The sequence below is a fragment of the Streptomyces sp. Z423-1 genome, assembly GCF_013009255.1.
GTDB lineage: Bacteria > Actinomycetota > Actinomycetes > Streptomycetales > Streptomycetaceae > Streptomyces > Streptomyces gossypiisoli.
Window position 1 is genome coordinate 4,523,003 of record NZ_CP053109.1, and the last position, 25,155, is coordinate 4,548,157.

At 69.7% G+C, this 25,155-nt stretch carries 21 protein-coding genes and 1 pseudogene; 18 read left to right on the plus strand and 4 right to left on the minus strand.

Annotated elements, in window-relative coordinates; genetic code table 11:
* Positions 1-60 precede the first annotated feature (60 nt).
* Complete coding sequence (locus HJD23_RS20085) at positions 61-2,934, plus strand: LuxR family transcriptional regulator (RefSeq protein ID WP_171134051.1); 2,874 nt, start codon at positions 61-63, stop codon at positions 2,932-2,934.
* Positions 2,935-3,033: 99 nt separating this feature from the next.
* Here HJD23_RS20085 and HJD23_RS20090 read toward each other — a convergent pair whose 3' ends face one another.
* Positions 3,034-4,320: an MFS transporter gene (locus HJD23_RS20090; protein WP_171113735.1), complete on the minus strand. Its 1,287-nt coding sequence runs from the start codon at positions 4,318-4,320 to the stop codon at positions 3,034-3,036.
* A gap of 634 nt (positions 4,321-4,954) precedes the next feature.
* Here HJD23_RS20090 and HJD23_RS20095 point away from each other — a divergent pair.
* The 4 genes from HJD23_RS20095 to HJD23_RS20110 all read left to right on the plus strand — a co-directional run bounded on the left by HJD23_RS20095 (position 4,955) and on the right by HJD23_RS20110 (position 8,953).
* Positions 4,955-6,013 carry a helix-turn-helix domain-containing protein gene (locus tag HJD23_RS20095; RefSeq protein WP_240980764.1) on the plus strand — a complete coding sequence of 353 codons (1,059 nt, stop codon included), beginning with the start codon at positions 4,955-4,957 and terminating at the stop codon, positions 6,011-6,013.
* Between the two features lie 43 nt (positions 6,014-6,056).
* The gene (locus tag HJD23_RS20100; protein ID WP_171113736.1) at positions 6,057-6,926 is read left to right on the plus strand and encodes a helix-turn-helix domain-containing protein; all 870 of its coding nucleotides are present in this window, start codon (positions 6,057-6,059) and stop codon (positions 6,924-6,926) included.
* Positions 6,927-7,395: 469 nt separating this feature from the next.
* Positions 7,396-8,367, plus strand: a complete 972-nt coding sequence (locus HJD23_RS20105; RefSeq protein WP_171113737.1) for an alpha/beta hydrolase — start codon at positions 7,396-7,398, stop codon at positions 8,365-8,367.
* A gap of 130 nt (positions 8,368-8,497) precedes the next feature.
* Positions 8,498-8,953 (plus strand): SsgA family sporulation/cell division regulator, encoded by a 456-nt coding sequence (locus HJD23_RS20110; protein ID WP_171113738.1) that lies wholly within the window; start codon positions 8,498-8,500, stop codon positions 8,951-8,953.
* A gap of 117 nt (positions 8,954-9,070) precedes the next feature.
* Here the strand turns inward: HJD23_RS20110 and HJD23_RS20115 are convergent, their stop codons facing one another.
* Positions 9,071-9,676: a TetR family transcriptional regulator gene (locus tag HJD23_RS20115; RefSeq protein ID WP_171113739.1), complete on the minus strand. Its 606-nt coding sequence runs from the start codon at positions 9,674-9,676 to the stop codon at positions 9,071-9,073.
* Between the two features lie 252 nt (positions 9,677-9,928).
* On the opposite strand from HJD23_RS20115, the gene HJD23_RS20120 reads away from it, so the two are divergent.
* The 7 genes and pseudogenes from HJD23_RS20120 to HJD23_RS43930 all read left to right on the plus strand — a co-directional run.
* A complete protein-coding gene (locus HJD23_RS20120; protein WP_171113740.1) occupies positions 9,929-10,573 on the plus strand; it encodes an isochorismatase family protein in 645 nt (214 codons plus the stop codon).
* A 102-nt stretch (positions 10,574-10,675) separates the two neighbouring features.
* Positions 10,676-11,428 (plus strand): SDR family oxidoreductase, encoded by a 753-nt coding sequence (locus HJD23_RS20125; protein WP_171113741.1) that lies wholly within the window; start codon positions 10,676-10,678, stop codon positions 11,426-11,428.
* Between the two features lie 65 nt (positions 11,429-11,493).
* Positions 11,494-12,846: an FAD-binding oxidoreductase gene (locus HJD23_RS20130; RefSeq protein ID WP_171113742.1), complete on the plus strand. Its 1,353-nt coding sequence runs from the start codon at positions 11,494-11,496 to the stop codon at positions 12,844-12,846.
* Positions 12,847-12,944: 98 nt separating this feature from the next.
* Positions 12,945-14,039, plus strand: a complete 1,095-nt coding sequence (locus tag HJD23_RS20135) for a hypothetical protein (protein WP_171113743.1) — start codon at positions 12,945-12,947, stop codon at positions 14,037-14,039.
* Positions 14,040-14,083: 44 nt separating this feature from the next.
* The gene (locus HJD23_RS20140; protein WP_171113744.1) at positions 14,084-15,256 is read left to right on the plus strand and encodes a DUF5624 domain-containing protein; all 1,173 of its coding nucleotides are present in this window, start codon (positions 14,084-14,086) and stop codon (positions 15,254-15,256) included.
* A gap of 59 nt (positions 15,257-15,315) precedes the next feature.
* Entirely contained in the window at positions 15,316-16,176 is an 861-nt protein-coding gene (locus HJD23_RS20145) for an alpha/beta hydrolase (RefSeq protein ID WP_171113745.1), read from the plus strand.
* 458 nt (positions 16,177-16,634) lie between these two features.
* A pseudogene (locus HJD23_RS43930) lies at positions 16,635-16,866 on the plus strand (PAS domain-containing protein); the annotation flags it as partial.
* Between the two features lie 267 nt (positions 16,867-17,133).
* On the opposite strand, the gene HJD23_RS20155 reads toward HJD23_RS43930, so the two are convergent.
* The gene (locus tag HJD23_RS20155; RefSeq protein ID WP_171113746.1) at positions 17,134-18,048 is read right to left on the minus strand and encodes an MBL fold metallo-hydrolase; all 915 of its coding nucleotides are present in this window, start codon (positions 18,046-18,048) and stop codon (positions 17,134-17,136) included.
* Positions 18,049-18,072: 24 nt separating this feature from the next.
* A complete protein-coding gene (locus HJD23_RS20160) occupies positions 18,073-19,332 on the minus strand; it encodes an MFS transporter (protein WP_171113747.1) in 1,260 nt (419 codons plus the stop codon).
* A gap of 128 nt (positions 19,333-19,460) precedes the next feature.
* Between HJD23_RS20160 and HJD23_RS20165 the strand changes: the two genes are divergently transcribed.
* From HJD23_RS20165 to HJD23_RS20190, 6 genes are all read left to right on the plus strand, one after another.
* On the plus strand, positions 19,461-19,670 hold the full coding sequence (locus tag HJD23_RS20165; protein ID WP_171113748.1) for a hypothetical protein: 210 nt from the start codon (positions 19,461-19,463) through the stop codon (positions 19,668-19,670).
* On the plus strand, positions 19,657-21,048 hold the full coding sequence (locus HJD23_RS20170) for an amidase (RefSeq protein WP_171113749.1): 1,392 nt from the start codon (positions 19,657-19,659) through the stop codon (positions 21,046-21,048). The genes HJD23_RS20165 and HJD23_RS20170 overlap by 14 nt, the downstream gene beginning before the upstream one ends.
* Positions 21,049-21,640: 592 nt before the next feature.
* On the plus strand, positions 21,641-22,546 hold the full coding sequence (locus tag HJD23_RS20175) for an MBL fold metallo-hydrolase (RefSeq protein ID WP_171113750.1): 906 nt from the start codon (positions 21,641-21,643) through the stop codon (positions 22,544-22,546).
* Positions 22,547-22,870: 324 nt separating this feature from the next.
* Positions 22,871-23,491, plus strand: a complete 621-nt coding sequence (locus HJD23_RS20180) for a LysR family transcriptional regulator (RefSeq protein WP_206326266.1) — start codon at positions 22,871-22,873, stop codon at positions 23,489-23,491.
* Complete coding sequence (locus tag HJD23_RS20185) at positions 23,488-24,276, plus strand: serine hydrolase (protein WP_171113751.1); 789 nt, start codon at positions 23,488-23,490, stop codon at positions 24,274-24,276. The genes HJD23_RS20180 and HJD23_RS20185 overlap by 4 nt, the downstream gene beginning before the upstream one ends.
* Positions 24,277-24,465: 189 nt before the next feature.
* A complete protein-coding gene (locus tag HJD23_RS20190) occupies positions 24,466-25,029 on the plus strand; it encodes a TetR/AcrR family transcriptional regulator (RefSeq protein ID WP_171113752.1) in 564 nt (187 codons plus the stop codon).
* The last annotated feature ends 126 nt before the right edge of the window (positions 25,030-25,155 follow it).

Consider the following 25,155-nt stretch of genomic DNA (forward strand, 5'->3'; position numbering starts at 1 on the left):
GGGGCAGGAAATACGACTCGTAGACCCCGGATATCCCCTGTCCGGCAAGGGAACCCGACGATGTCGTCGGGCCTCCCGACCCGTCTTGTCGGACGCGAGGCCGAGCGGGCGGTGCTGCGGGACGCCATCGCACAGCTGCAAGCCGGCACCGGCGGCGTGGTCCTGGTCGAGGGTGAGCCCGGTATCGGAAAGTCGTCGCTGGTCGCCGCGGCGGCCGCGGCCGGCAAGGAGTCAGGCTGCACGGTACTGCACGGCATCGCGGACCAGGTCGCGCACCCGTTGCCGCTGCGATTGCTGTGCGACTGCCTGGAGATCACGCAGCGCGCGAACGATGCCCGCCGCGCCGAGATGCTGCGCTTCGCGCGCGCCGAGCGGCCCGACCTCCTCCTGAGCAACGCCGTGCACGCCGCGCTGATCGAGATGCTCCTCACCCTGGTCGAGGAGGACTGCGCTACCGCGCCGACCATGATGGTGCTCGATGACATGCAGTGGGCCGACGACGCGTCGCTGGACGTGTGCCGACGCCTGGCGTCGACCGCCGCGCACCTGCCGTTGTTGTTGGTCCTGTCCTTCCGGCCAGTGCCCCGCGGATCCGGGATGCGGCAGCTACGCGCCGCGCTGCGCGGCCACGCCACGACAACGATCTCGTTGGGACCCCTCGGCCCGAACGCGATCCGCGATCTGCTGTCCGATGTCGCCGGTGCGCCGCCCGGTCCCGCGCTGGTCGACCTTGCCGCCCAGGCCAGCGGCAATCCCCTGTACGTGCGGGAGCTGGTCGAGTCCCTGGTGCGTGAAGGCGTCGTGACGGTCGGCGAGCGTGCCGATCTCCGGGACACCTCGCTGAGCACCGTCCCAAGGTCGTTGGCTGCGGCGCTGGACAGCCGGCTGAGCTTCGTACGGGCCGACGCGCTCGACATGCTGCGGGTGGCCGCGCTGCTCGGCCGGGAGTTCGCGGTCGAGGAGGTGGCAGCGCTCCTGGGCCGGTCCACCATCGACATTTCAGGTGATCTCCAGGAGGCGGTCGCTGCCGGGATCCTCGTCGATGCCGGTCAGCGGATGGCGTTCCGGCATCCGCTGATCCGCCAGGCGCTGTACGACGGCATGCCGACGGCGCTTCGCGTTGCGCTGCACCAAGACGCGGCCAGGGCACTGGACGGTATCGGCGGTGTCGAGCCTCAACGGGTTGCGCAGCAACTGCTGGCGTCGGGCCGCGTCGGCGACCGCTGGGCCCGGCGCTGGCTCGCCGACACCGCTCCGGTGCTGGCGGTCAGGGCCCCGAGCCTCGCGGCCGAGCTGCTGGACCGGGAACTGGAACACGGGGTCGCGGACCAGCGTGACCGTGCCGCGTTGAGCGCGGCTCTTGCCCAGATCCTGGTCGGCGCGGGCGAGCACGAGAAGGCCGCGGGCCACGCCCGGCAGGCCCTGGCGGTGTCGGGGGAGCCGGCCGACCGCGGGCGGATGTACTGGGTGCTGGCCCGCGCGCTGTTCAGCGGCGGTGACAACGACGCGGCGGTCGCAGCGCTGGATCAGGCATTGGAGGAAGATCTGCCCGACGCCTGGCGCGCCCGTTTGCTCGGCTCGTTGGCGATGTTCCAGCGGGCCGGATCGGGCGCGCTGGAAGCCGCGGACGCCACCGCGCGCTGCGCACTGCAGATCGGCGAGAGTGCCGAAGACACGTTCGCCATCGCGTACGCGCTCACCGATCTGTGGCTCACCCATTCCGTACAGCGGCAGTACCTGTCCGCGCTGGACTGCGTGGACCGCGCGCTGGAGACACTGAACGCCACCGACGACCACACGGACCTGCGGTGCTATGCATTGCATGCCCGGATCTTCACCCTGCAGAACCTGAGCCGGTGGTCGGACGCCGAGGCAGCCCTTCGGGAGGCGCGGCAGTTCCTGCTCGACGACGACCGGACCGATGACGCCAGGTTCAGCGTCACCGCTGCAGTCCTCACCTACTGGCTGGGCCAGTGGGACGACACGCTGGCGGAGCTCGAATCGGTCGACCAGAGCGTCTCCGCGATGACCTACCGGGGTCTGCGCGAGCGCGGCCCCATGTGGCTGTGGCACGGCGTGGCCGCCCTCATCGCCGTCCGCCGGGACGATCGCGCCGCGGCCGAGGGGCACCTGCGGGCCGGGCTGCGTCAGCCACCGGTCACGGTCGCCGATCGGGAGAACACCGACTTCCTGCTGTTCGCGCGGGCGCTCTCCGCCGAGCAGAAGGGGGACCCGCACCTGGCCCTCTCGCACCTCGGCGGTCTCCTCACCCGGGAGCCGGGCGAGATGACGCTGATCCACCAGTGGCTGCCGACGGTTGTCCGCCTGGCACTCGCCGTGGACGACGACTCCGTCGCCGCGGCCGCGCTGGCCGCCTGCCGGGCCGAGGCAGCCGCCGAGCAGGTCCCGGCCCGCGCCACGGCCGCCGCCGACTGGTGCACAGGACTCTATGAGCGCGATCCGGCGCCGTTGCGGTCGGCGGTGGAGCACTACCGGGCCGTCGGCGCGCCGGTGGAGCTGGCGGGAACGTTGGAGGACCTGGCCGTCGTCCTGGCCGAACACGGGAACACGGGCGAGTCCAAGCGCCTGATCGGCGAAGCGCTCGACCTCTACGGCGGATTCGGCGCGGTCTGGGACATCCGCCGTGCCGAGGCGCGGCTGCGCCGGTACGGGATACGCAGCGGCGTGCGCGGCGCCCGGACCAAGCGGCCCGCGCACGGCTGGGACGCCCTGACCCCGACCGAGCACAAGATCGCCCTCCTGGTCGCGGCCGGCAGCTCCACCTCCGACATCGCACGGAGCATGTTCCTCACCCGGCGCACCGCACAGACGCACATCTCCCACATCCTCGCCAAGCTCGGCTTGCGCAGCCGCGTGGAGATCGCCCGGGAGGCCTTCAACCGCAACCCCGCAGCCATTCCCACCGATCTCTGACACCGATCGTTGTCAGGTCGCGGCGACCAGGCGTCGGCGCCGGGGAGCACCTGACGTTGGTGGTGGTCCGAGCGGCGTGGGATGAACCGTGGACAAGGATCAGCGCACCTTCCTGATGGGGATGACGGCCAGGGCGCCGACCACACAGACCGCGGCGGCGACGCCGAGCAGCAGGTGGTATTCGTGGCCGCCCGCGGTGTTGACCAGCAGCGCGCCGATGGCGGGAGCGATGGACTGCGGTGCGGCATTGGCGATGTTGAACACGCCCAGGTCCTTGGCCGAATCATCCGGATCGGGCAGGACGTCGAGGACGAGGGCGAGGTCCACGCCCGCGTAGACGCCGAAACCGAGGCCGAGGACTGCTTCTGCGGCGTAGAAGCCGGCGACGGTGTCAGTCGTGATCAACATGGCGGTGCCGATACCGAAGACGAGCGCCGACAACCCGACGAAGACCTTGCGGCGCCGCAAGCGGTCGGACAGCCATCCGGCCAGCTGGCCCGCGGCCATCAGGACCACGGTGTAGACCAGTACGCCGGTGGCCATGACGGACACCGCCCGGTCGTCCGACAGGCCCAGCTGGTCCTGGAGGAACAGCAGCCGGAACGTGGTGAACATGAACATCGCCAGGATCACCATGAAGCGGGAGACGAAGGCCCAGGCGAAGTCCGGGTGCTTGCGGGGGTCCACCCAGAACGTCCTGAGCACCGTACGCAGGCCGCCTCCGGACGGCGGACGCTGCGGCAGCGGCTTGTCGGGCAGGGCGATCACGTACAGCACGACCAGGGCGAGCCCGACCGCCGCCGGAACCATGAACAGCAGGAGCATGTCCGCGCCGAGGACCCTCGCCGCGTAGGCGGCGCCGAGGATGGCCAGGTTCTGCATGACGCCGATCAGGCCGGCGACCCTGCCCCGCTGGAAGACCGGCACCTGGTCGGCAACCGACGCGGTGAACGCGGCCAGGGCGGCGTTGGCGAACGTCTGGCTCAGGAACCAGGCGACGGCGACGACCGCCAGACTCTGCGCGGTCGCGATGACGGCGAGGCCGACGGTCAGTCCCAGGGCGCCGATCACCAGCCATGGCCGGCGTCGGCCGAACCGGCCTGTCGTCCGGTCGCTGATCCGGCCGAAGACCGGGTTGGCGAGAAACGCGGCCAGTGCGCCGAGGCTGCTGACCATGCCGAGCGCCGAGACCTCGTCGTCTTTGGGGACGATGTCCTGCACCTTGATGGCCAGGCTGGAGAAGACCGGGGTGAGCAGGGCCAGGAACAGTCCCAGTTGCGCCAGGGCCATCGTGGTGACGACCCAGGGGCGGGCGCTGCGCTCGGGCGGGGGACGTTGCTCCGTGTACGGAGGAGCGTGGTCGGGGCGGGGAGGAGTGGTGGTCATGCGACCGCCTTCGTGCTGGAGACGCGAACGGGGACGTGGCGAGAGGCGTCTCGAAAAAGCGCTGACACAGCTACTCACACGTGGTATCGACACGTGTGAGTAGCGGCAAAGGTAAGCGCGGGCCGGCGCGTAGGCAAGGGACGGACGAGGGCTTCTTGATGAGGAGTGGCACACGCGGGGGAGGGTGATGAGCGCAGGAGTCGCCCGTGCGGCGGGAGTCTCCCGTACCGCCTCTCAGCAGCCATTCCCGCCCACCTGTGACGCCGACCGCTGTCATTTGACAGATGTCTCGCAGCCTCGGGCACCGGAAACTCAGGCGTGCCGACCACCCGATGTGCAGGCGTTGGTCGGTCACACCGATGTAACCGGAGCCAGCCATGCCCTACATCCGGATCAGCATGGACAATCGTGCCGATATCTCCACATACGCCCACGCTTACGGCCAGGGCCAACCGTGTCCTGCCCCGCCACGCGACCGCGCACGGGCCCGTGCTGATGAAGGAAGCCCGCCTGATCCCGGTTGAGGCAGCCCGCGGCGACCAGCGGACGGGGCGGCCTCGTGCGCATCACCCCGCAGTCGGTCGGGCGGTGACTCCGCAGACGCGGAGTACTTGCCGCACTGGTTCAGGTGGCAATGACCGCAGGCACCGCACTGCAGAAAGGTTTCGACAGAGTCACCATGACCGTCATCGTTTCCACGGACCAGGTACCGCCACGCGACCGGCAGGCCTTCTTCGCCGACGCCGTGATGCAGACGCATTTCCGCCACGACATGACCTTTCTCGAAGGGCCGGGACCGTTTTCCGCCTCCATCACCACCGACCAGCTCGGTCCTCTGCGAATAAACAGGGTGCTGTCCGGTCCGGCTCATGCCAGCCGCACCCGCCGCCTGCTCTCGCATGATCCCGAGGAATACGTGACCGTCGGCCTGCATCGCCGTGGAGCACCGAGGATGCTCGCACAGGACGGCAGGGAGACCGGCGCAATGCGACCGGGCGACATGGTCATCCTGACCTCGTACGGCCCGTATGCATCGGTGTATACGGAGCCGGTCGAGATCGTGTCGGTCATGCTGCCGCGGCCTGCCCTGCTCGTGCCGGATTCCGATCTGCACGGCCTCACCGGAGGGATCATCCCCGGTGACGAGGGACTGGGGCGGCTCCTGTCCCCGTTCCTGTCGCGCCTCGCCGACACCGCCGCATCGCACACCCCGGAGGTCGGCGAACAGCTCGCACGCAACGTGACCGACCTGCTGGCCACGCTGTGCGCGGAACGACTCGCTCACGACAGGATCGACGCCGAAACCGCCGAGCGCGCCCTGCTTCTGCGGATCCGGTTCTTCATCAACCGCAACCTGGCCCAGCCCGGCCTGTCGCCCGAGTCGATCGCCCGGGCGCACGGCATCTCCACGCGCTATCTGCACAAGCTCTTCAAAGGCGAAGGCATGACCGTGAGCCGGTGGATCCTGCGGCGCAGGCTCGAGGAGTGCCGCCGCGAGCTGGACCCCCGTGGCCCCCGCACCCCCACGGTGAGCTCGGTCGCACGGCGCTGGGGTTTCACCCACCTGGCCCACTTCAGCCGGGCGTTCCGCGCGGCCTACGGGATGTCGCCGCGCGAGTGGCAGGCACGCAGCAGCCTGCCTGCCCTGGGGCGGCCGCTGCCCGACATGCCGGAGCAAGGAACTGCAACGTAGAGGCGGGCGCATGCGCCGTCTGTGAGCCAGCACAGGGCGAACCATGGATGTCTTGATCAGTGTGCCCGGCAACGGCGCGACGACCCACCACCTCGCCTATGTGGAGATCTTCACGGTGGACGGCGAGGCAGACCAGCCGGTCCGCGGCCCGAGCCTGACGGCGGGTGGCTGGGAGGAACACCTGGCCATCGCCCTTCAGTGCGGCGGGCCGGGGACACTCACCCAGGACGGAAGGGAAGCGGTCCTGCGGGAGGGAGACTTCGCGGTCTTCGAGCCCGCCCGTCCATGCCGGCTGCGGTCCGAAGGACAAACCGTGTGCTTTGTCGTCCCGCGCCATGCCCTGGTGCTTAACAGCGCCGAACTGAGACGGATCACCTTGACGACCGTCCGCGGAGACCAGGGGCTGGGCGCGCTGGCCTCCTGCTTCCTTTCCGGGCTCGCCACTCAAGCGTCGGAGTGCGGACCCGAGGTGGGCGAGCGGCTCGCGGGCCACGCCATGAGCCTCCTCACGAGTCTCTTCGCCGGGCAGCTCGACCATGACGGGGACGGGAGCGCCGAACCCGATGCTTCCCGTGCGCTGCTCCTGCGGATCAAAACGTTCATCGAAGAGCACCTCGCCGACCCTGACCTGACACCGGGGGCGATCGCGAGCGCCCACCAGATCTCCGTACGCTACCTGCACAAACTGTTCCAAGGCGAAGCCACGACCGTGAGCCGCTGGATCAAGCAGCGTCGTCTGGAGAAATGCCGCGAGGAACTCCACCGCGGCGGGCGATGCGCTCCCAGCGTGTCGGCGATCGCACAGCGTTGGGGATTTCCCCATCCCGCCCATTTCACCCGGGCGTTCCGGGCCGCCTATGGCATGTCTCCAAGCAAATGGCAGGCGGCGCACACTGCGGCCCCCGCTCGCTGAGGGGCGCGGAAAGAGCCGCGCCAGGAGGGCATAGGGCTCCCGGCGAGGTGCTGGGGCATGCCGCGCCCCGCGCCAACCCCCGCCTCGACCGGCCGCGCACCGACGCGTCGCCTGTCGGTGAACGACAGCTGTGAGCCGCGGCGCCCCCCGGATCGGCGTGACGTCGGCGGCGTGCCAGGATCACCGACCGCGACGTCGCCCGAAGCCTGAACCCACTGAGCGTGTCGACAGGCGCCGACCGTCTCGCGGCCAGAGACGGACGGCTGGTCCGCGGAACAGAACCGCTCAACGGCGGGTGACGGTCGGCGGCACCTGCCGTTCGCTGAAGAACAAGCAGCGGTGCGCTCGCCATCAATCACCCCCGGGGCAGAGGTCTTAGCGTGACGATCAACGCACACCGGGTGATCTGCGCATGATCCGTGTCATGTCACCGCAGGCCGGTGTACCAACCCAATCCCAGGAGATTGACATGTTCGATGCCGTCGAGCCGGTTCAGCCGGTCCTGGAGCCCGCTGCAGCTGCCTTCGCGGAGGCGACCGCCATTCCGCCGTACCTGTTCGACCTCGGTCCGGTTGAGGGCCGCAAGGCGGTCGACGAGGTGCAGTCGGGCGAGATCGACAAACCCGCGATCGACGAGGTGTGGGTCACCGTTACGGGCGGGCCGACGGGCAGCGTCCGGGCACGCATCGTCAGGCCGGCCGGCGTCGAGGGCACCTTGCCGGTGATCCTGTACATCCACGGTGCGGGCTGGGTGTTCGGCAACGCCCATACCCACGACCGTCTGGTGCGCGAACTCGCCGTGGGCGCGAACGCCGCAGTCGTCTTCCCCGAGTACGACCCCTCCCCCGAGGCCCGTTACCCGGTCGCCATCGAGCAGAACTACGCGGTCGCCCAGTGGGTCGTCGGGCAGGGCGTGTCCATGGGACTGGACGGATCCCGCCTGGCCGTCGCCGGCGATTCGGTCGGCGGCAACATGACCGCCGCGCTGACCCTGATGGCCAAGCAGCGCGGTGACGTCCCGCTGGTGCAGCAGGTGCTGTTCTATCCAGTCACCGACGCGAGCTTCGACACCGGCTCCTACCGCCAGTTCGCCACCGGCTACTTCCTGCGCCGCGACGCCATGCAGTGGTTCTGGGACCAGTACACGACCGATGAGGCCGAGCGCGCCCAGATCACCGCGTCCCCGCTGCGCGCCACCACCGAGCAGCTCACCGGACTGCCGCCTGCCCTGGTCATCACCGGCGAGGCCGACGTGCTGCGCGACGAGGGCGAGGCATACGCCAACAAGCTGCGCGAGGCCGGTGTACCAGTCACCGCCGTGCGCTTCCAGGGCATCATCCACGACTTCGTCATGCTCAACGCCCTGCGCGAGACCCACGCCGCCGAGGCCGCCATCACGATGGCCGCCGGCGCCCTGCATACCGCCCTTCACACCGCTTGACTCGGAATGCGCCGCGGTAGCCGAACGCGTCTCACGGCCAGATGACCGTGCGTCCGGGGCGTCTCCGAGAGAGGGCGGTGGTACCGCAGGGAGCATTCCGTACAAGAAATCGCACCAGAGAGTCGAACCCATGATGGAGAACCTGCCTGGTCCCTGGCCCCCAGGGCCGAATCCGAACGGGGTGGCCCCCCTGTCACTGCAGATCTTCCGGATCCTTTGGGACTCCCAACGCAATCCGCTCCGGGCCGAGTTCTGTTTCGATCGCAATGATCCCCTTGTCGTCTCGGTCACCTTCCGCCCGAAGATCGGGCCTCCCGTCACCTGGAAGATCGGCCGTGACCTTCTCCACGACGGCCTGCTGGCGCCGACGGGGACCGGAGACGTGCGCATCTGGCCGAGGATCAGCAAAGGGCGGCCAATGCTGCGACTGCGCCTGGAGCGCTGCGGCATGCGGGTGCTGTTCGAACTGGACCTGCACCGGGTGGAGGACTGGCTTTTCGAGACCTACGACCTGGTCCCGCCCGGCGAGGAACTCACCGGTCTCGACTGGGACGCGCTGGTGGCCAACCCGCTCGAGGACCATTGACCGCAACGTCGACGGCCCTTCGCGCTCGCCTCGCCGAGGCGACAGGACAGCAAGGGCCGGCCGGAGCCGGCCACAGAAGACGCTCTGGCGGCGAAGGTGCTCAGGCGGTACCCATCATCAGTCCAGCAGAATGCTGCGCAGGTTGGGGATGAGGTGCCGGACGAGCTGTTCGTCCGACATCTCGGCCAGCGGTCCGCTCCTGAAGACATACCGGGAGAACGTCACCCCGATGAGATAGGCGCCCACAGACGCCACACGCTCCTCCAGTTCGGGGCCGGGAATCACCTGCCGGTACATCTCCAGACTGTCCTGCTGCATCGCGGTGAACAAGCGTTTGGCGGTCTCCTCTTCAGAGGCCACCGCACGCAACATGGCCACGAACGGGTCGCTGCCTCCGCTCTCGGCCATGCGCCGGACGTAGGACCGGGCGATGCGCGTCGGCAAGGTCTTGGTGTCGCCGGCCACTTCAGCCATGAGGGTGCGGGGGCTGGGGACCGCGGCGAGGAACAACTGTTCCTTGGATGTGAAGTGCCGCAGGACCAGGCCGTGGGTCACTCCGGCCCGGCGCGCGACGTCGCGGACGGTCGTCTTGGCGTAGCCGCGCTCGGCGAAGGCGGCCCGGGCGGCTTCGAGGATCGCGGCCCGGCTTGCTTCCGGGTCCCGCCTGCGCTTCTTGACCGGAGCAGCGTCCTGGTCGTCGGGGGTCGTGGGTGGCGTGTCCATCCCGTAAGTGTACACAAGGTTACTACTTTGCTGACCCACTGGTCATCAGACGGGCGACCCCAGCTTGCCTAGTTGCGTAGATTTGTTCCACTTACTCCGAGCTAGCAAAACTTTTTAAGTGACCATCTGGACATTAGGAGTCGGAGGAACTACCTTCGCTAATGACCAAGCGGTCACAAACGAGTCAGCTAGCTCCGTCTGCTCGGCGGCCGAACCGCGCTGCCGTTCACCACAAGAGAAAGAAGGCCAGTCATGGCACCTGAGCCCCTCACCCCGGCCAACACCACCGTCGTCCTCGTCGACTACGCCGTCGGTTTCGCGAACCTGCTGCGCTCCCACGACCTCCCGGAGCACATCAACAACGTCGTGGGCCTGGCGAAGACCGCGAAGTGGTACGAGAGCGGCCTGGTGGTGACCAACGGCCAGTCCAGCAAGCCGTCCGGCCCGCTGTACCCGGAGCTGCTGGAGGCCATCGGTGACCAGCCGGTCATCGAGCGCGCGGTCGACTTCAACTCCTTCCTGGACGAGTCGTTCGCCGAGGCGGTCCGGGCGGAGGGCCGGGAGAACCTGGTGATCGGCGGCATCGCCACCGACGGGTGCGTGCTGCAGACCGTGCTCGGCGGCCTGCGCGAGGGCTACCGCGTGCACGTGGCGGTCGACGCCTCCGCCAGCCCCTCGCGCGAGGCCCATAACGCGGCGGTGCAGCGCATGGTCCAGGCCGGTGTCGTCCCGGTGACCTGGTTCTCCCTGGCCGCCGAGTTCCAGCTCGACCCCAAGTTCCACGACGCTCCGCACCGCATGCGCCTGATGCAGGAGAACGTCCCGGCCATGGCCATGAGCGCCCGCTCCTACGGCAACGCCGTCGAACTGGGCAAGCGCGCCGCCGCAGCCGCCTGAGGCTGCCGACGCGAGCACCCGCGAGTACAGGCCAGTCACCGCACCCATCCACACCCATCCCATAGCGGGTCTCGGCCCGCCACGCAGAAAGGAGAGCGCCTCATGAGCGACATACAGGAGGACCGGCTGCTGTCCGGGCGGACCGTGCTGGTGGCGGGCGCGACCGGTGGCATCGGCGAGGGAATGACCCTCGCGCTGCTTCGCCAGGGAGCCACCGTCGTGGCCACCGGTCGCAGCGAGGAACGACTGGCCGGTCTCGCCGACCACGTCAAGGAAGCCGGGCCCGGCACCCTGATCACCCGGGTCGTCAATGTCGGCGATGCCGACAGCGAGAAGGTGCGCGCACAGTTGTCGCCCTATGGCGCGCTGGACGGCGCCGTCGTCTCGATCGGCGACTGGGGCAGCCCGGAGCGCACCGGCATCCTCGACATCTCCGACCGTGAGTGGCAGGAAATGATCGCCTCCAACCTGACGAGCCATTTCCACGCGCTGCGTGCGCTCACCCCCCTGCTGTCCCGAGAGGGAGCGCTGGTGCACCTGAGCGGTTTCAGCGCGGACATCCCCTATCCGTTCGCCGCCCTCGTGGGAGCCACCAACGCGGCGAAGAAGTCGCTGGTGCGCTCGCTGGACGCGGAACTGAACGGTGCGGGTCCGCGCGTGTACGAGCTCATCATCGGCCCCATCCGTACCCGCCCACGGGCCGCGATCGGCGCGGACAACCCCGGTTGGTTCAGCGCCGAGGACCTCGGCAGGCACGCGGGCCGGCTCATCGCCCGCAGCGGCCCGTACGCCGACGCCTCGCTGCAGTACCTGATCACCCGCGCCCATGGCGTGCGGACCACGCCACCCCAGTAGGACCCCCGCCCCAGTAAAGGACACGTGCGGATCCCCGTCCCCGTACGGAGACCGCGGAGGCATCCATGCGCACCATCGACAGCTCACCGCCGGCCTCTCGGCTGCCCCTGCCCGACAGTCTCGCCGCGGTCGCGATCCGGCCGGGCGACAGCGACTACGACACCGTGCGGCACACCTACACCCGCACCGGATCACCGGCCGCCGTGATACGCGTTCGCGATCACGAGGACATCGCAGCCGCCCTGGCCCACGCCCGCACCGCAGGGCTTCCCCTCACCGTACGCAGCGGCGGCCACGGCATCAGCGGCCGCTCCACCAACGACGGCGGCATCGTCGTCGACCTCTCCCCACTCAATGCCGTGAAGGTGCTCGACGCCCGATCCGGGCTGGTACGCGTGGAGGCGGGAGCACGCTGGGGAGACGTCGCCGCCCAGCTCGCACCCCACGGCCTGGCCCTTTCCTCCGGAGACACCGGAGACGTCGGAGTCGGCGGGCTGGCCACCACCGGCGGGATCGGCCTCATGTCCCGCCTGCACGGCCTGACCATCGACCACATGCGCGCCGCCGAACTCGTCCTGGCCGACGGCTCCGTGGTGCGTACCGACGCCGAACACGACCCGGACCTGTTCTGGGCCGTACGCGGCGCGGGAGCCAACTTCGGGGTCGCGACGGCGTTCGAGTTCCAGGCCGAGCCGGTGGGCGACGTGATCGCCGCGGTCACCATGTTCGACGCCGGGGACACAGCCGCGTTCCTGACCCGGTGGGGGGCCGCAGTCGAGGCGGCGCCCCGAACGGTCACCAGCTTCCTGACGCTCATGTCGGGCCCCGGTGGACAGCCCGTCGCCCAGGCGATGACCGTGCACGCGGGGGCGGACACCGAGACTGCGCGTGAGGCGCTCGCACCCGTGCTGTCCGCCGGACCCGTGCTGCGGAACCAGGCCTTCGTCACTCCGTACCACCAGCTGCTGCCGGCAACGCACGCGACGCAGTACGCGCAGCAGCCGCTCACGGTGTCGCGGTCCGGGCTGCTGGAGCACATCACCGACCCCGCCGCCGCGGCCATCACATCGGTACTGGTGGCCGGAGGGGCGCCCATGGTGCAGCTGCGGTCCATCGGCGGAGCGGTCAACGACACGCCCTCGACGGCGATGGCCTACTCACACCGCACGCAGAGCTTCTCGCTGATGGCCGCCACCGTGCCGGCGGGGCGCAAGGACCTGGACCGGCACTGGGAACGGCTCCACCCGCACCTGAAGGGGCTCTACCTGAGCTTCGAAACGGGCACCGGACGACGACAGCTGCAGGACGCCTTCCCCGGAGCGGTGCTCGACCGGCTCATGGTCCTCAAGTCGCGCTACGACCCCGACCACGTCTTCGACAACAACTTCGCCCTGCCGTCGGCGGACCTTCCCGGGTGACCCGGCCCACGGCAAGCCGCCGGGGCGACACGTCGACACGGACCGCGCCCGGTCAACGCACCCACCACCCGTACTTCCTGCGGAGAGGCCCGACAACCATGCCCAGCACACACCTCACCGAGTTCCAGTCCATCCCCACCTCGGGCGCCCGGGGCGTGGAGCCCTTCGACCTGGACGGCCTGCATCTGCTCGCCATTCCCCAGCTCGCCTATGACGTGCCGGGCACCCCGGTGGACATGAACGGGGGAGACAGCGACACCGACCTGCTGCTGCTCAAGCGAGGCGACCAGGGGTACGAGCCGTTCCAGCGCGTGTCGTTGCCGGGCGGCGAGGACGCGGAGTTCTTCCGCATCGGCGACCGCTCCTTCCTCGCCGTGGCAAGCATCCGTACCGGCAAAGGCCCTTATCGGTTCGCCGCCACCTCGCGTGTCCTCGAATGGGACGGCAGCTCCTTCGTCGAGTTCCAGTCCTTCGACAGCTTCGCCGCCAAGCAGTGGAAGCACTTCACGATCGAGGACCGTCACTTCCTGGCCCTGGCCCAGGGAGTGGTCATCCCCGGGCAGGAGGACGACAACCTGCCCTCCCCGATATTCGTCTGGGACGGTGAACGCTTCGTCCACTTCCAGGACATCGACTCCCAGTGGGCCTACAACTGGCATGCCTTCGCAGTCGACGGCCGGCACTTCCTGGCACACGCGGAGCACGTCGGTCCGTCGGTGCTCTACCGCTTCGACGGAGAGAAGTTCCAGCCCCACCAGGAGCTGGCCGACCGGCACGGCCGCGCGTTCGTGCACTTCGCCATCGACGGCGACTTCTTCCTGCTGGTGGCCCGGCTGCAGAGCGAGTCGCAGCTGCTGCGCTGGGACGGCTCCCGCTTCGTCGTCCATCAGACGCTGCACGGGCTGGGAGCGCGCGAGTTCGCCGTCGTGCCGGCCCCGGACGGGACCTTGTACGTCGTGCGCGTGAACTTCGTCCTGGGCACTCCGGCCGACCCGACCACCGACCTCGACTCCGAGATCTACCAGTGGCGCGACGGGCAGCTGGTGCGCGCGGAGACCTTCCCCACCACGGGCGCCACCGACGTCGCCGTCATCCACGACGACGAGGAGGGGCTGCTGATCGCGGTCTCCCACAGTCTCACCGCCGACGTGCGCTTCGCCGCCCGCACCGTCCTCTACCGCTTCACCCCCTGAACCCCGCTCCTCCGCTCCGCACCGCTCCACGACAAGGAACCGCCATGGCCGCCAACGAAAGTCCCGAGCTCGTCGACCTGTTCACCACCTACACGGCCGGGCCCACCAGCATCGGCTCCCACCTGACCCGTACGGCCGCCGCCGACACGGCCGACGCACCTTTGATCGTCGCCACCGGCACCGACTTCGCGCTCTACCCCGGCGGTGGCAAGCCCCCCACGGTCGAGGGCTTCCGCTTCTCCACCAAGGGTTTCAAGGAACTCGCCGGCGTCTCCCACCTCGGCCCCGCCGTCGCCACCCTCGTACAGCTGCGGGAGAAGTACGCGGATCCCGGCTGGCGCAACGAAACGGAGCGGCTGTTGACCGAGGTGCGGCGCAGCCGCGAGGCCAACAGTGCCGAACTGTGGCGCGACACCATCGCCGTCGAGACCTACCGCGGCCGCGAGCAGGCCATCGCCGACATGGCCGACTACACCTTCGCCGTCACCGACGGCTTCCTCAGCGCGGCCCTGGAGGACGAAACCCGCCTCAACGCCACCGCCCTGCGCACCGACTACCTGGAAAAGGGCACGGCCGAGGGGCACGGAACCGTCAACCACATGATGATCGCCACGTTCTTCCTCACCGGACTGGACATCTCCCGCCGCATCATCCACTGGTTCCGCGAGCAGCAGATCGACTGGAGCCGGGCCATGGTGGTCATCGCCGGCAAGCAGGGTCGCCCCACCGCCGGTGTCACCTGGAACACCTCCAGCGTCGCCACCATGCTCCTGGGCGCCTCCGGCTACCAACTACCCCTCGAACGCCTCTACATGGCGCCCCACGCCCCCACCTTCACCACCCCGCTGGACGGAGACCTGTCGAAGGTGGCGGCCCTGGAGCAGCCCCTGCGCCAGATCTGGTCCAACACCCGCGCCACCGTCGAACTGGGCGACCTGATGTTCCCCGGACTTCCCCGCTACGCCCCCGGCCGTCTCGCCGTCCCCGACATCTCCGACCCGTCCGTCACCGAGATCAGCGAGATGCCCGTCATCCACGGCCCCGACGACTGGCGCGCCATGACCACCCGCCTCCGGATGGTCATGGAGGACCCGCGCCAGCTCCTGTCCGGCTCCGTCACGGACTACGCCGTCAGCCAGCTCGTCGCCGCCGACAACAACCCCGCCAAGGTGACCGTCCCCGGCCTGGACAACGTCACCTACCCGACCGGGCTGTGACCACCCGCAGCGGGAGGTGCCGCCCGGCACCTCCCGCCCGACGCCAGGAGCACGCCACCATGCCTCCGCTCAGCTTCGACCAGGCCCGCCACCTCGACGTAGAGGGAGGCAGGATCGCCTTCTACGAGACCGGTACGGGCAGCCGCCCCATCGTCTGGGTGCACGGCCTGCCTTTGGACTCCCGCTCCTGGGCCGCCCAGCAGGAGTTCTTCGACCCCCACGCTCGCAACGTCTTCCTCGACCTGCGCGGCTACGGAGCCTCCGACAAACTGCCCCCCGACGTGGAGAGCGTCACCGCCCTGTACACCGCCGACCTCGCGGCCCTCATCACCCACCTCCGCCTGGAGAAGCCCACCGTGGTCGGCTTCGCATCGGCAGGGCACGTCGCACTGCGATTCGCCGCCCAGCACCCCGACCTGCTCGGCAAGCTCGCCGTCCTCAACGGCTCCCCCAAATTCCGCCGCGGCGACGACTGGCCCCACGGCTTCGACGACGCCGCCATCGCCCACTTCACCGACGCCGCCCGCGACGGCGGCATCGAGGGCATCACCGACGCCGTCCTCGACCCCGGCCTGGTCTTCGCCGACGTCGACACCGCTCGCGCCACGGAACTCGGCTCCTGGTTCCGCGAGATGAGCTACAACGCGGGAGTCGAGACCCTGCTCGGCTTCTTCGACAACATCTCACGGGACGACGACCGCCACCTGCTCCCCGCCATCACCGCTACCACCCTGCTGATGAGCAGCACCAGAGGCCAGGAAGTCCCCTCCGGAGTCTCCCTCCACCTGCGCCAGACCATCCCCCACGCCCGTCTGGCCGAACTCCCCGGCGCCGACCACTTCGCCTTCGCCACCCGCCCCGACCTCGTCAACGCTCTGCTGTACTCCTTCATCAACGACCGCCCCGCCTCCAGCGACTGATCCTGCCGCCGGACATGGCCAGGTATGGGCAGGAGGGCCCGGCAGGAAACCGCTGCCCGATTCGGTTCGTGTTTTTCGGCACTGGGATCGGATCTGCCGTGTCGCCGTCCGCCGCAGGCACAGTGGCGGCCGCTTCCACGCCCGGCGCGAGCAGTTGGGACCAGGCGGTGCGGCATCCCACCTTGTGCACCAATGATCCGCGCCGCGTCGCCCGGCGGCACCCGCATTTACATCGTGGACGACCTCTGCGCTCACGCCAGCGCGGACATCCACCGCTGGGCCAAGGTGGCCTGTCTGACCGACGTCGCCGACCGCGCCCGGCTCAACGCCGCGTACGCACGGTTCTTCACCTCGCCGCGGCCCCGCCCGGAGTTGCGTCGGAGTGGCGGCACTGCCGTACGGCGGCTGCATCGAGATCGAGGCTCTTGCCCGGATACCTGTGGCATCTGGAGCAATTGGTGTCGGCTGAGGAGCAGGACGCCATCATCGCGGCGCTGACTCCCGTCATCGACGGCATCGTCACGACGCTGGTCCTTCTGCGAGGTGGTCGTCCACGACTTCCGTCGGCCGGAGAGGTCCGTCGTCGCCATCGCGGGCACGGTCACCGGACGTACGGTCGGTGGATCGATGAGCGAGATCGGCATGGCCATTCTCGCGCGTGGCGACGAGGCTACCGACGAGCTGAACTACTCACCACCGCGGGCGGCCACGAGTACCACCTCCTGCTCGGCGCCGCTGCCGCGGTCTGCGTGATCGGCGCTCTGGCCGTCATCCCCATCAGGTCGGTGCGTTGACCGAACCCCGTACGGTCCGGCCCTGCCGGAGTCACATCGGCACGCAGCTGCGTGGCCGTATGGCCATGCACCCGGGCGCTGCCGCCTGACTGCACTGCTCGGCCCGGCAGACATGGTCCGGCCATGCGGAGTTCCGGCCGGACACGGGCCGCACCGTCGCCGGTCAGCGCGAGCCGGCAGGGACGGGCGAGAGCCGGTAGGCGCCCTCATGAGTGACGACGCGGCCGGCGGTGGGCGGCGCGAAGTGGGTGCCCAGGACCAGGGTGTCCGTGTCGGCGAGGGAGCCGAGCAGCTTGCGGCGCGAGTCCTCGGACTGCTCCGGGTCGATGTCGACGCAGGCGCCGATGGCGGGGTGGGCGAACTGGACGGGGTGGTGGATGCAGTCGCCGGTGATCAGAGCTGTCTCTCCGCGGCTGGTCAGCTCGACGGCGATGTGACCGGGAGTGTGTCCGGGAGTGGGGATCAGGCGCAGGCCCGGGACGATCTCGACGCCGTCGGCCGGGACGTCGACGAGGTCGAGGAGCCCCGCCTCCTCGATGGGGATCACGGAGTCGCGGAACATCTGCTTGCGCGCCTCCTCCATGTCGTAGCCGGCCCAGAACTCCCGCTCGGTGCGGGAGGTGAGGTAGCGGGCGTTGGGGAAGGTGGGAACCCACTCTCCGTTCACTTCGCGCGTGTTCCAGCCGACGTGGTCGGCGTGCAGGTGGGTGAGGACCACCAGGTCGACGGAGTCCGGGGGGAATCCGGCGGCGGCCAGGCGCTGGAGGAAGTCGGTGTTCAGGTTGTGCCAGGCGGGGTTGGCCCGCTCCTTGCCGTTGCCGATGCCAGTGTCCACGAGGATGCGCAGCCCGCCCAGGACGAACGCGAAGCTGTGGCTGTCGATGTGCAGGATGCCCTCGTCGTCGGCGAAGTCGGGCCGCAGCCAGTCCTGCTGCTTGACGACGTCCGTGGTGGCGTCCGGCAGAAGCCAGGGTCCGGTGGCGGGCGGCAGGAGGACCTCGTCGATGCGGTGGACGGTGATGTCGCCCACGGTCCAGGAGGGGATGGTGGTCTGGTCGGTGGCCGGTGGAGTGCTCATGATCGGTCGTTTCCTTCAGTCTCGTTACGGATGGTCGTTGTGTGCGCTGTGGGCTGCCCTGCGCCGTGATGCGGTGAGTGCTGGCAGGGCCGCGACGGCGAGCAGGGCGGCGGCGATGGCGTAGGCGTGGGCAGCGGTGCCCAGCCCGTAGTGCTGGGTGGCGGCGCCCGCGGCGATGGCGGGCAGGCTCATGGAGAGGTAGCTGAGGACGTAGTAGGCGGCCAGGGTCGTGGCGCGGTCCTGCTCGTCGAGTGAGGCGAGTGTCATGCGCAGCGCCCCTTGGGAGACGGCGCCGAAGGCGATTCCGGCCAGGGCCGCGCCGCCGTAGACGGCGGGCAGGCCGTCGCCGTGCAGACCGCTCAGCGTCAAGGCCGCGGCGGGGATGACGGCCAGGCTTCCGCCGGTGGCGGCGACGTGCGGTGCCGTGCGCCGGAGTGTCCACACGGTGAGGGCGGCTGCGGCGGTGAGCGTGAAGAAAACCATGCCGCCGGCCGCCTGCGGAGCGCCCGGAGCCACGAGGCGCACGAGCGCCGGCCCGAGGGAGGAGTAGAAGCCGCCCAGGGCCCAGATGGCCACGACAGCGGTGCCGGCCGTCAGCAGGGCTCGGCGGGCCGACGGCGGCACCGCGAGCTGCGGGCGAAGGGAGCGCAGGGCGCCGGCGTGCCGGTGGGCCGTCTCCGGGATGAACGTGACCGCAATCGCCTGGGCGGTGAAGAGAACCGCCAGCAGGACGTACACGGTGACCGTGGGGGCGGGGGCGAAGCGGACGAGGAGGGTGGCGGCCAGGACGCCGACGGCCATGCCCGCCACCGGGGCGATGCTGTTGGTCAGCGTGGACCGGCCCGGGCGCCGGGGGTCCTCGAGGTCGAGGAGGCCGGCGCCCGCGGCGCTGGTGGCCGCGCCGGTGGCCGCCCCTTGCAGGATTCGGGCGGCGATCAGCAGGCCGGCGCCGTCCGCCGAGGCCAGGAGCAGCATGGAGGCTGCTTCCAGGACCAGGGCGCCCACCAGGACGGGGCGCCGTCCCAGGTGGTCGGAAAGCGCTCCGACGGTGAGCAGGGCCAGCAGCAGTGTCAGGGAGTAGGCACTGAAGACCACGGTGATGGTGAGCGCGGACAGGCTCCAGGCGTCCTGGTAGTGGGGGTAGAGGGGCGTCGGCGCACTGGATGCCGCGAGGAGGGCGGCGAGGATCGAGGTGTCCAGGACGAAGGACGCCGTGCGCGTGGCGGTCTGGGTGCGGGCTCCCGGGTGGCCCGGCGCAGGTGCTCGTGGTGTGACGGTGGACATGGGGCTCCTTGGCGCTAAACGCAATGGGTTTGCCTTAAGGCACCGTAGGCCCTACAGTCAACTAACGCAAACACTTAGCTTTTGGCGCTGGGTTTGCTCCGCCGCTCCAGCCCCGAGGAGAGAAGTCCATGTCCGCCGCAGATCTCACCCCGCCGGAGGCGGCCCGCTGGGCCGCCCGTGCCGGGCTGCCGCTGCCTGCCGACCGCCACGCCGTGGTCGCGGCCGTCGCCAACCACATCCACTCCGTCGTCGCGGTCCTGCGGGAGCTGGACTTCGGGGACACCCCGCCCGCCCCCGCCTACCGCGCGGGAGAGGAGAAGCACGATGCAGCCGTATGAACTGTCCCTGGCCCAAGCCGCCGACGCGATCCGATCCCGCCGGCTGTCCCCCGTCGAGCTGGCGGACTCCGTCCTGGAGCGCGTCGAACAGGTGGAGCCGCACCTGCAGGCCTACGTCACCGTCACCGCCGAGCAGGCCCGCCGGGCCGCGCGCGCAGCCGAGAACGACATCGCGGCCGGCCGTTACCGCGGTCCGCTGCACGGCATCCCAATGGGCCTGAAGGACCTGATCGACGTCGCCGGCGCGGCCACCACGGCCAGCTCCCGGGTCAGGGCCGACCACCGCGCGCAGGCCGACAGTACGGTCGCCGCACGCCTGGCCGCGGCCGGCGCGGTTCTGGTCGGCAAGACCCACACCCACGAGTTCGCCTACGGCCTGACCACCCCGCAGACCAACAACGCCTGGGACACCGGCCGGGTCGCCGGCGGCTCCAGCGGCGGATCCGCCGTCGCCGTCGCCGCAGGCACCGCGACCTTCACCCTGGGCACCGACACCGGCGGATCGATCCGCGTGCCCGCCGCGCTCAACGGGGTCGTCGGCCTCAAGCCGACCTACGGCCTCGTCCCCCGCCACGGTGTGACGTCCCTGTCCTGGTCACTGGACCACGTCGGCCCGATCACCCGCACCGTCGAGGACGCGGCCCTGGTCCTGACCGCCCTGGCCGGACACGACCCCCGCGACCCCGCCTCCCTGATTACACCCGCCATCGACTACCGGCCGGGCACGGGCACGGACCTGACGGGGCTGCGCGTCGGCGTGCCGCGCAATTACTACTTCGACCACGTCGACCCGGAGGTGGAGGCCGCCGTCCGGCGCGCCATCGCCCAGCTTGAGAGCCTCGGCGCACGGCTCGTCGAGGTCGAGATCCCCCTGACCCGGTACATCCAGGCCACCCAGTGGGGCCTGATGGTGCCCGAGGCGACCGCCTACCACGAGAGCACCCTGCGCACGGTCCCCGAGCTCTACGAGGCCGACGTCCGCATCCTCCTCGAGGCCGGCGAGCTCATGCCCGCCGGGGACTACCTGCGTGCCCAGCGCTCCCGCACCCTCATGCGGCGGGAATGGGCGCGCATGCTGCAGGACGTCGACGTGATCGCCGCCCCGACCGTCCCGGCGACCGCGGTGAAGGCCGACCAGGAGGCGATCACCTGGGCCGACGGCACCGTCGAGGGCGTCTCCGACGCCTATGTACGCCTGTCGTCCCCCGCCAACATCACCGGGGTTCCGTCCCTGTCCGTACCGGTCGGCCACGACACGGCGGGCCTGCCGATCGGCATGCAGCTCCTCGGCCGTCCCCTCGGCGAGAGCGTGCTCCTGCGGATCGGTCACGCCTACCAGCAGGCCCAGCCCGCACTCGCACTCGCACCGGCGGCCTGAAAACGGCGCTCGGGCCCGGCCGAATCGCTCCGGCCTGGCCGGGGGCACCGTTGGGCTGCTCTCAGGGCCGGAAGCCGCAAGGAAAAAATCGGCGAAGGTTCCGGCCGGTCAACGGGCATCCGCTCAGTCTGGCCGCTGAGCCTGTACGGGCGTCCCCGACGGCGCCCGAGTGGCGACGTAGTCATAGGACGCGATCGCTGTCGTCTGACAGATGTCGCACGGCCTTCGGCTGCCGAAGACTCCCGGAGTACCGACCTGCCGACCGAAAACGTCGGCTGGTCACACCCGAGCCAGGCGGTGACGGCACCAGGGACCTTCAGGTCGACGCCCCCTCGTGAGGCGGCAACAGCCGCCGTGTCCATCCCCCCGAAACGCACTGTCAGCCCCCAGAAACGTCGGAATCCATTCTTCAAAGGAGTACGGAATTATGCGCAGGAAAATGTCTTCACGCTCCATGAGTCGGCGCGGATTCATGGGAACGGCCGCGGGCGTCGGGGTCGGAGTCGGTGCTGCCGGGCTGCTCGGCGCCGGCCGGCTCCTCACAGGTGGCGAGTCGAGTGCCTCCTCCGCCACTTCCCGGGACACGATGCAGGTGTCGACGATTTCCCTCGGCAAGGTCAGCGTCACCCGTGTTGTGGAGTACAGGGGGCCGGTGGGGATGACGTCGCGCCAGTTGTTCCCGGAAAGTCCGGAGGAACTGTGGCAGGAGAACCGTTCCTGGCTCAGCCCGGACTTCTGGACTCCTGACACCGACTTGGTCCCCATTGCGCTCCAGACCTGGGTTCTGCGCAGCGAGGGCAAAACCATCCTGATCGACACGGGAGCCGGAAATGAGAAATTCCGCCCCTACGCCGAGGTGTGGCAGTACATGGACACCGGCTTCCTGCGCCGTTTGTCCCGTGCCGGTGTCCGGCCTCAGGACGTCGACATCGTGGTCAACACCCACCTCCACAACGACCACGTCGGCTGGAACACCCGGCGAGAGGACCGTGACTGGGTGCCCACCTTCCCCAACGCCACATACCTGATTCCCAAGGTGGAGTTCGACTTCTGGAACCCTGATCTCCCCCCGGTCAGCGCCAAGGATCCGAAGGCCACCCAGAACGTCTGGGAAGACAGTGTGCTGCCCGTCCACGAGGCCGGTCTGGTGAAGCTGTGGGACGGCAGTCACACCATCGACTCCAGCCTGACGCTGGACCTCGCACCCGGGCACACTCCCGGATCGTCCGTGGTCCGGCTGCAGTCGGGAACGGACAGGGCGGCGTTCATCGGTGACCTGCTGCACAGCCCACTGCAGCTCGAACACCCCGAGTTCAACAGTTGCTTCGAGGAGGACGAGCGGCAGGCGCGCGCTACCAGACGACGCATGCTGGAGTGGGCCGCTGACAACAACGCCCTCCTCCTGCCGGCACACCTCCCCGGACATGGTGCCGCCGAGGTGGCGCGCGAGGGCAGCCACTTCAAGATCAAGGAGTGGGCGGGCTTCAGCCGCATCTGAAGCGGCCGGACGGCCCCTCGGATATCACGGACGATCACCCGCTCGGCGGCGCGGCCGGACGACCCCGGCCGCGCCGCCGGCGTCATGCCCCGCCATGCGCTCGCGCGCTCAGCGCGTCGGCCGCCGACCGCACGGAGATGGACGACGGCTAATGCCGTAGGACCGGACACGAAGCAGCCGTGAACGACGCGTCGAGGACGAGGGCGGGCTCGGCAGCGGTACCGGTGGTCCTACAGCGGTTCACGACAGCTCCCGCGCGACCACGGACGCCGCCTTGGCGATCAGGGCGTTGAGAGCGCCCGGCGCAAACCGTGGCGGCTCGCTGTGCCCGGCGTCTGCTCGTCGGCCGTCCTCGCCCGGCTCGTGGCGGACGCGCGCAAGGAGGGCATCACACTGGACGTGCGTTGCGCGGCCCCGGTGGAGCGGACCGAGCTGCTCGACGCACGGCAGGTGCGCGCCGCCCTGCTGGCCGTGCCGGAGAGCCAGGCCATGTGGTCGCTGCCGCTCGGGCTGGCCGGTGCACAGGAGCCGGCCGAGCGGCGCGTGTACATGGAAACGTTGCGGATGGGACGTACCCAGACCGGTCCGGCCCGGTGCGTCTGGATCCAGCCGGAGGACGACGTGCCGCATGTCCGCGACGCGCTGACCCGCCTGCGGGACGCGGTGGGCCTGCGCCCCGCACAACTGGTGACAGCAACCGACCTCACGTCCGCGGCCGCGGAAGTCATGTGCTCCCAGGACCTGCTGCTGTGCACCCCCATGCAGGCCAGGGAACTCGCCCTGCACTGGCGGCCTATCGGCGAAATCACACTGGCGCGCGGCTACACCGTCGCGATGGCGGACAACGGCAACCTCGAACGCCTGCACTCACGTCTGGGCGAGGCCATCGCACGCTGCCTCGGCGCGGAGACCAAGAGCACAACGGAGAACGAACCGACACCATGACCAGGGCCGAACTGCTGCGCCGCATGCAGGACGAACTCCACGAGGGCGGGCTGCACGGATACATACTCGTGCGGGACCTGCTGACCGGGGAGGAGTTGGGCATCGAGCCGGACACCCAGCTGCCGGCCGCATCCCTGGTCAAAGTGCCCCTGGCCGGGGCGACGGCCGAGCGCATCCGGCGCGGAGAACTTGACGGTGAGGCAGTGCTCGACGTGCAGCCCGGTCGCCTGACCACCCCCGGCCCCACCGGGCTGAGCCACTTCCGCCACCCCGCCCGGATCGCCGTCGACGACCTGCTCTACCTCAGCACAAGCCTGAGCGACGGCACCGCTGCGGACGCCCTCTTCACCCTCACACCGCCCGACCAGGTCAGCGCCATCCTCGAAGAACTCGGACTGCGGGGCATATCCGTCCGCCACACGATCGGCGAACTGACGGACACGCCCGCCGAACGCTTCGACGCACCGCAGACACACCTCGCCCACGCCCTGGCCATCGACGCCGGCACCAGCGGCCGCGGACACCGCATCCGTTCCCTCATGACCCACAACCTGCTGCGCCACCGGCTGGCACCCGACTTCGACTCCGACGCCTCGACGTGGTCATCAAAAACAGGCACCCTGCTCAACCTCCGCCACGAAATCGGCGTCGTCGAGCACGCCGACCGCCAGACCTTCGCCATCGCCGTCCTCACCGAATCTTTCGTCCCCGCCGGCACTCAACCCGGTGCCGGCGCCCTCATGGCACAAGTCGCCCGGACGCTCCGCGACCACCTACGGCAGTAATAGCCAACACTGCATTCAGTCCGGGAACCGCACCGACGGCGGGGCGAGGTTGTTGTCGAAGAGGTGGTCGGGGTCGTAGTGCGCCTCGAGCGAGTTCCGCGGCAGACAGCCGTGTTCTCGCGGACGTCACGAGGTGCCGCTGCGGGTGCGACTTCTTAGAAGCAATGATTTTGCTTTAAGGTGGATTCCATGAGCAGGCAGATGGTGCGCCCCGGTGGGCGCAGCGCTCGGGTCCAGGCAGCGGTGCACGCCGCCGTACGCGAACTCGCGTCGGAGGTGGGCCGGGACGGCCTGACGGTGCCGCTGGTCGCCCAGCGTGCGGGCGTGACGCCGTCGACGATCTACCGCCGCTGGGGGGACTTGCAAGAACTGTTGTCCGACGTGGCGGTCGAACGACTGCGGCCCGACACCGCACCCAAGGACCACGGGGCCCTGGCGTCCGACCTGACGGCCTGGGCCGAGCAGTTCCTCGACGAGATGGCCTCACCCACCGGCCGCGCCTACATCCGCGACGCCCTGCTCGGCGACCCGGACGGCAGCAACGCCGGTCAGTGCTCCGCCTACGCAGCCGAGCAGATCAACGTCATCCTCAGCCGCGCGGCCGAACGCGGGGAGGACACGCCCGACGTCGAAACGGTCATCGACGCCGTCGTCGCTCCCCTGATGTACCGCATCCTCTTCCGCCCCGATGGACTCGACACCTCGTACGCGCGCCGACTCGTGACAGGAGTCCTCGAACCGACCATCCGGTGACCAAATGAGCACACCGGCGTCGTGCCCCTCTGACAGCCTCCGATGCCCCGATCTCGGAGGCCGGCACGACCTCGCCGCATCCCCAGCCCTCCGGCGAACCGCCCGACGTGACCGCCACCTCGGGCT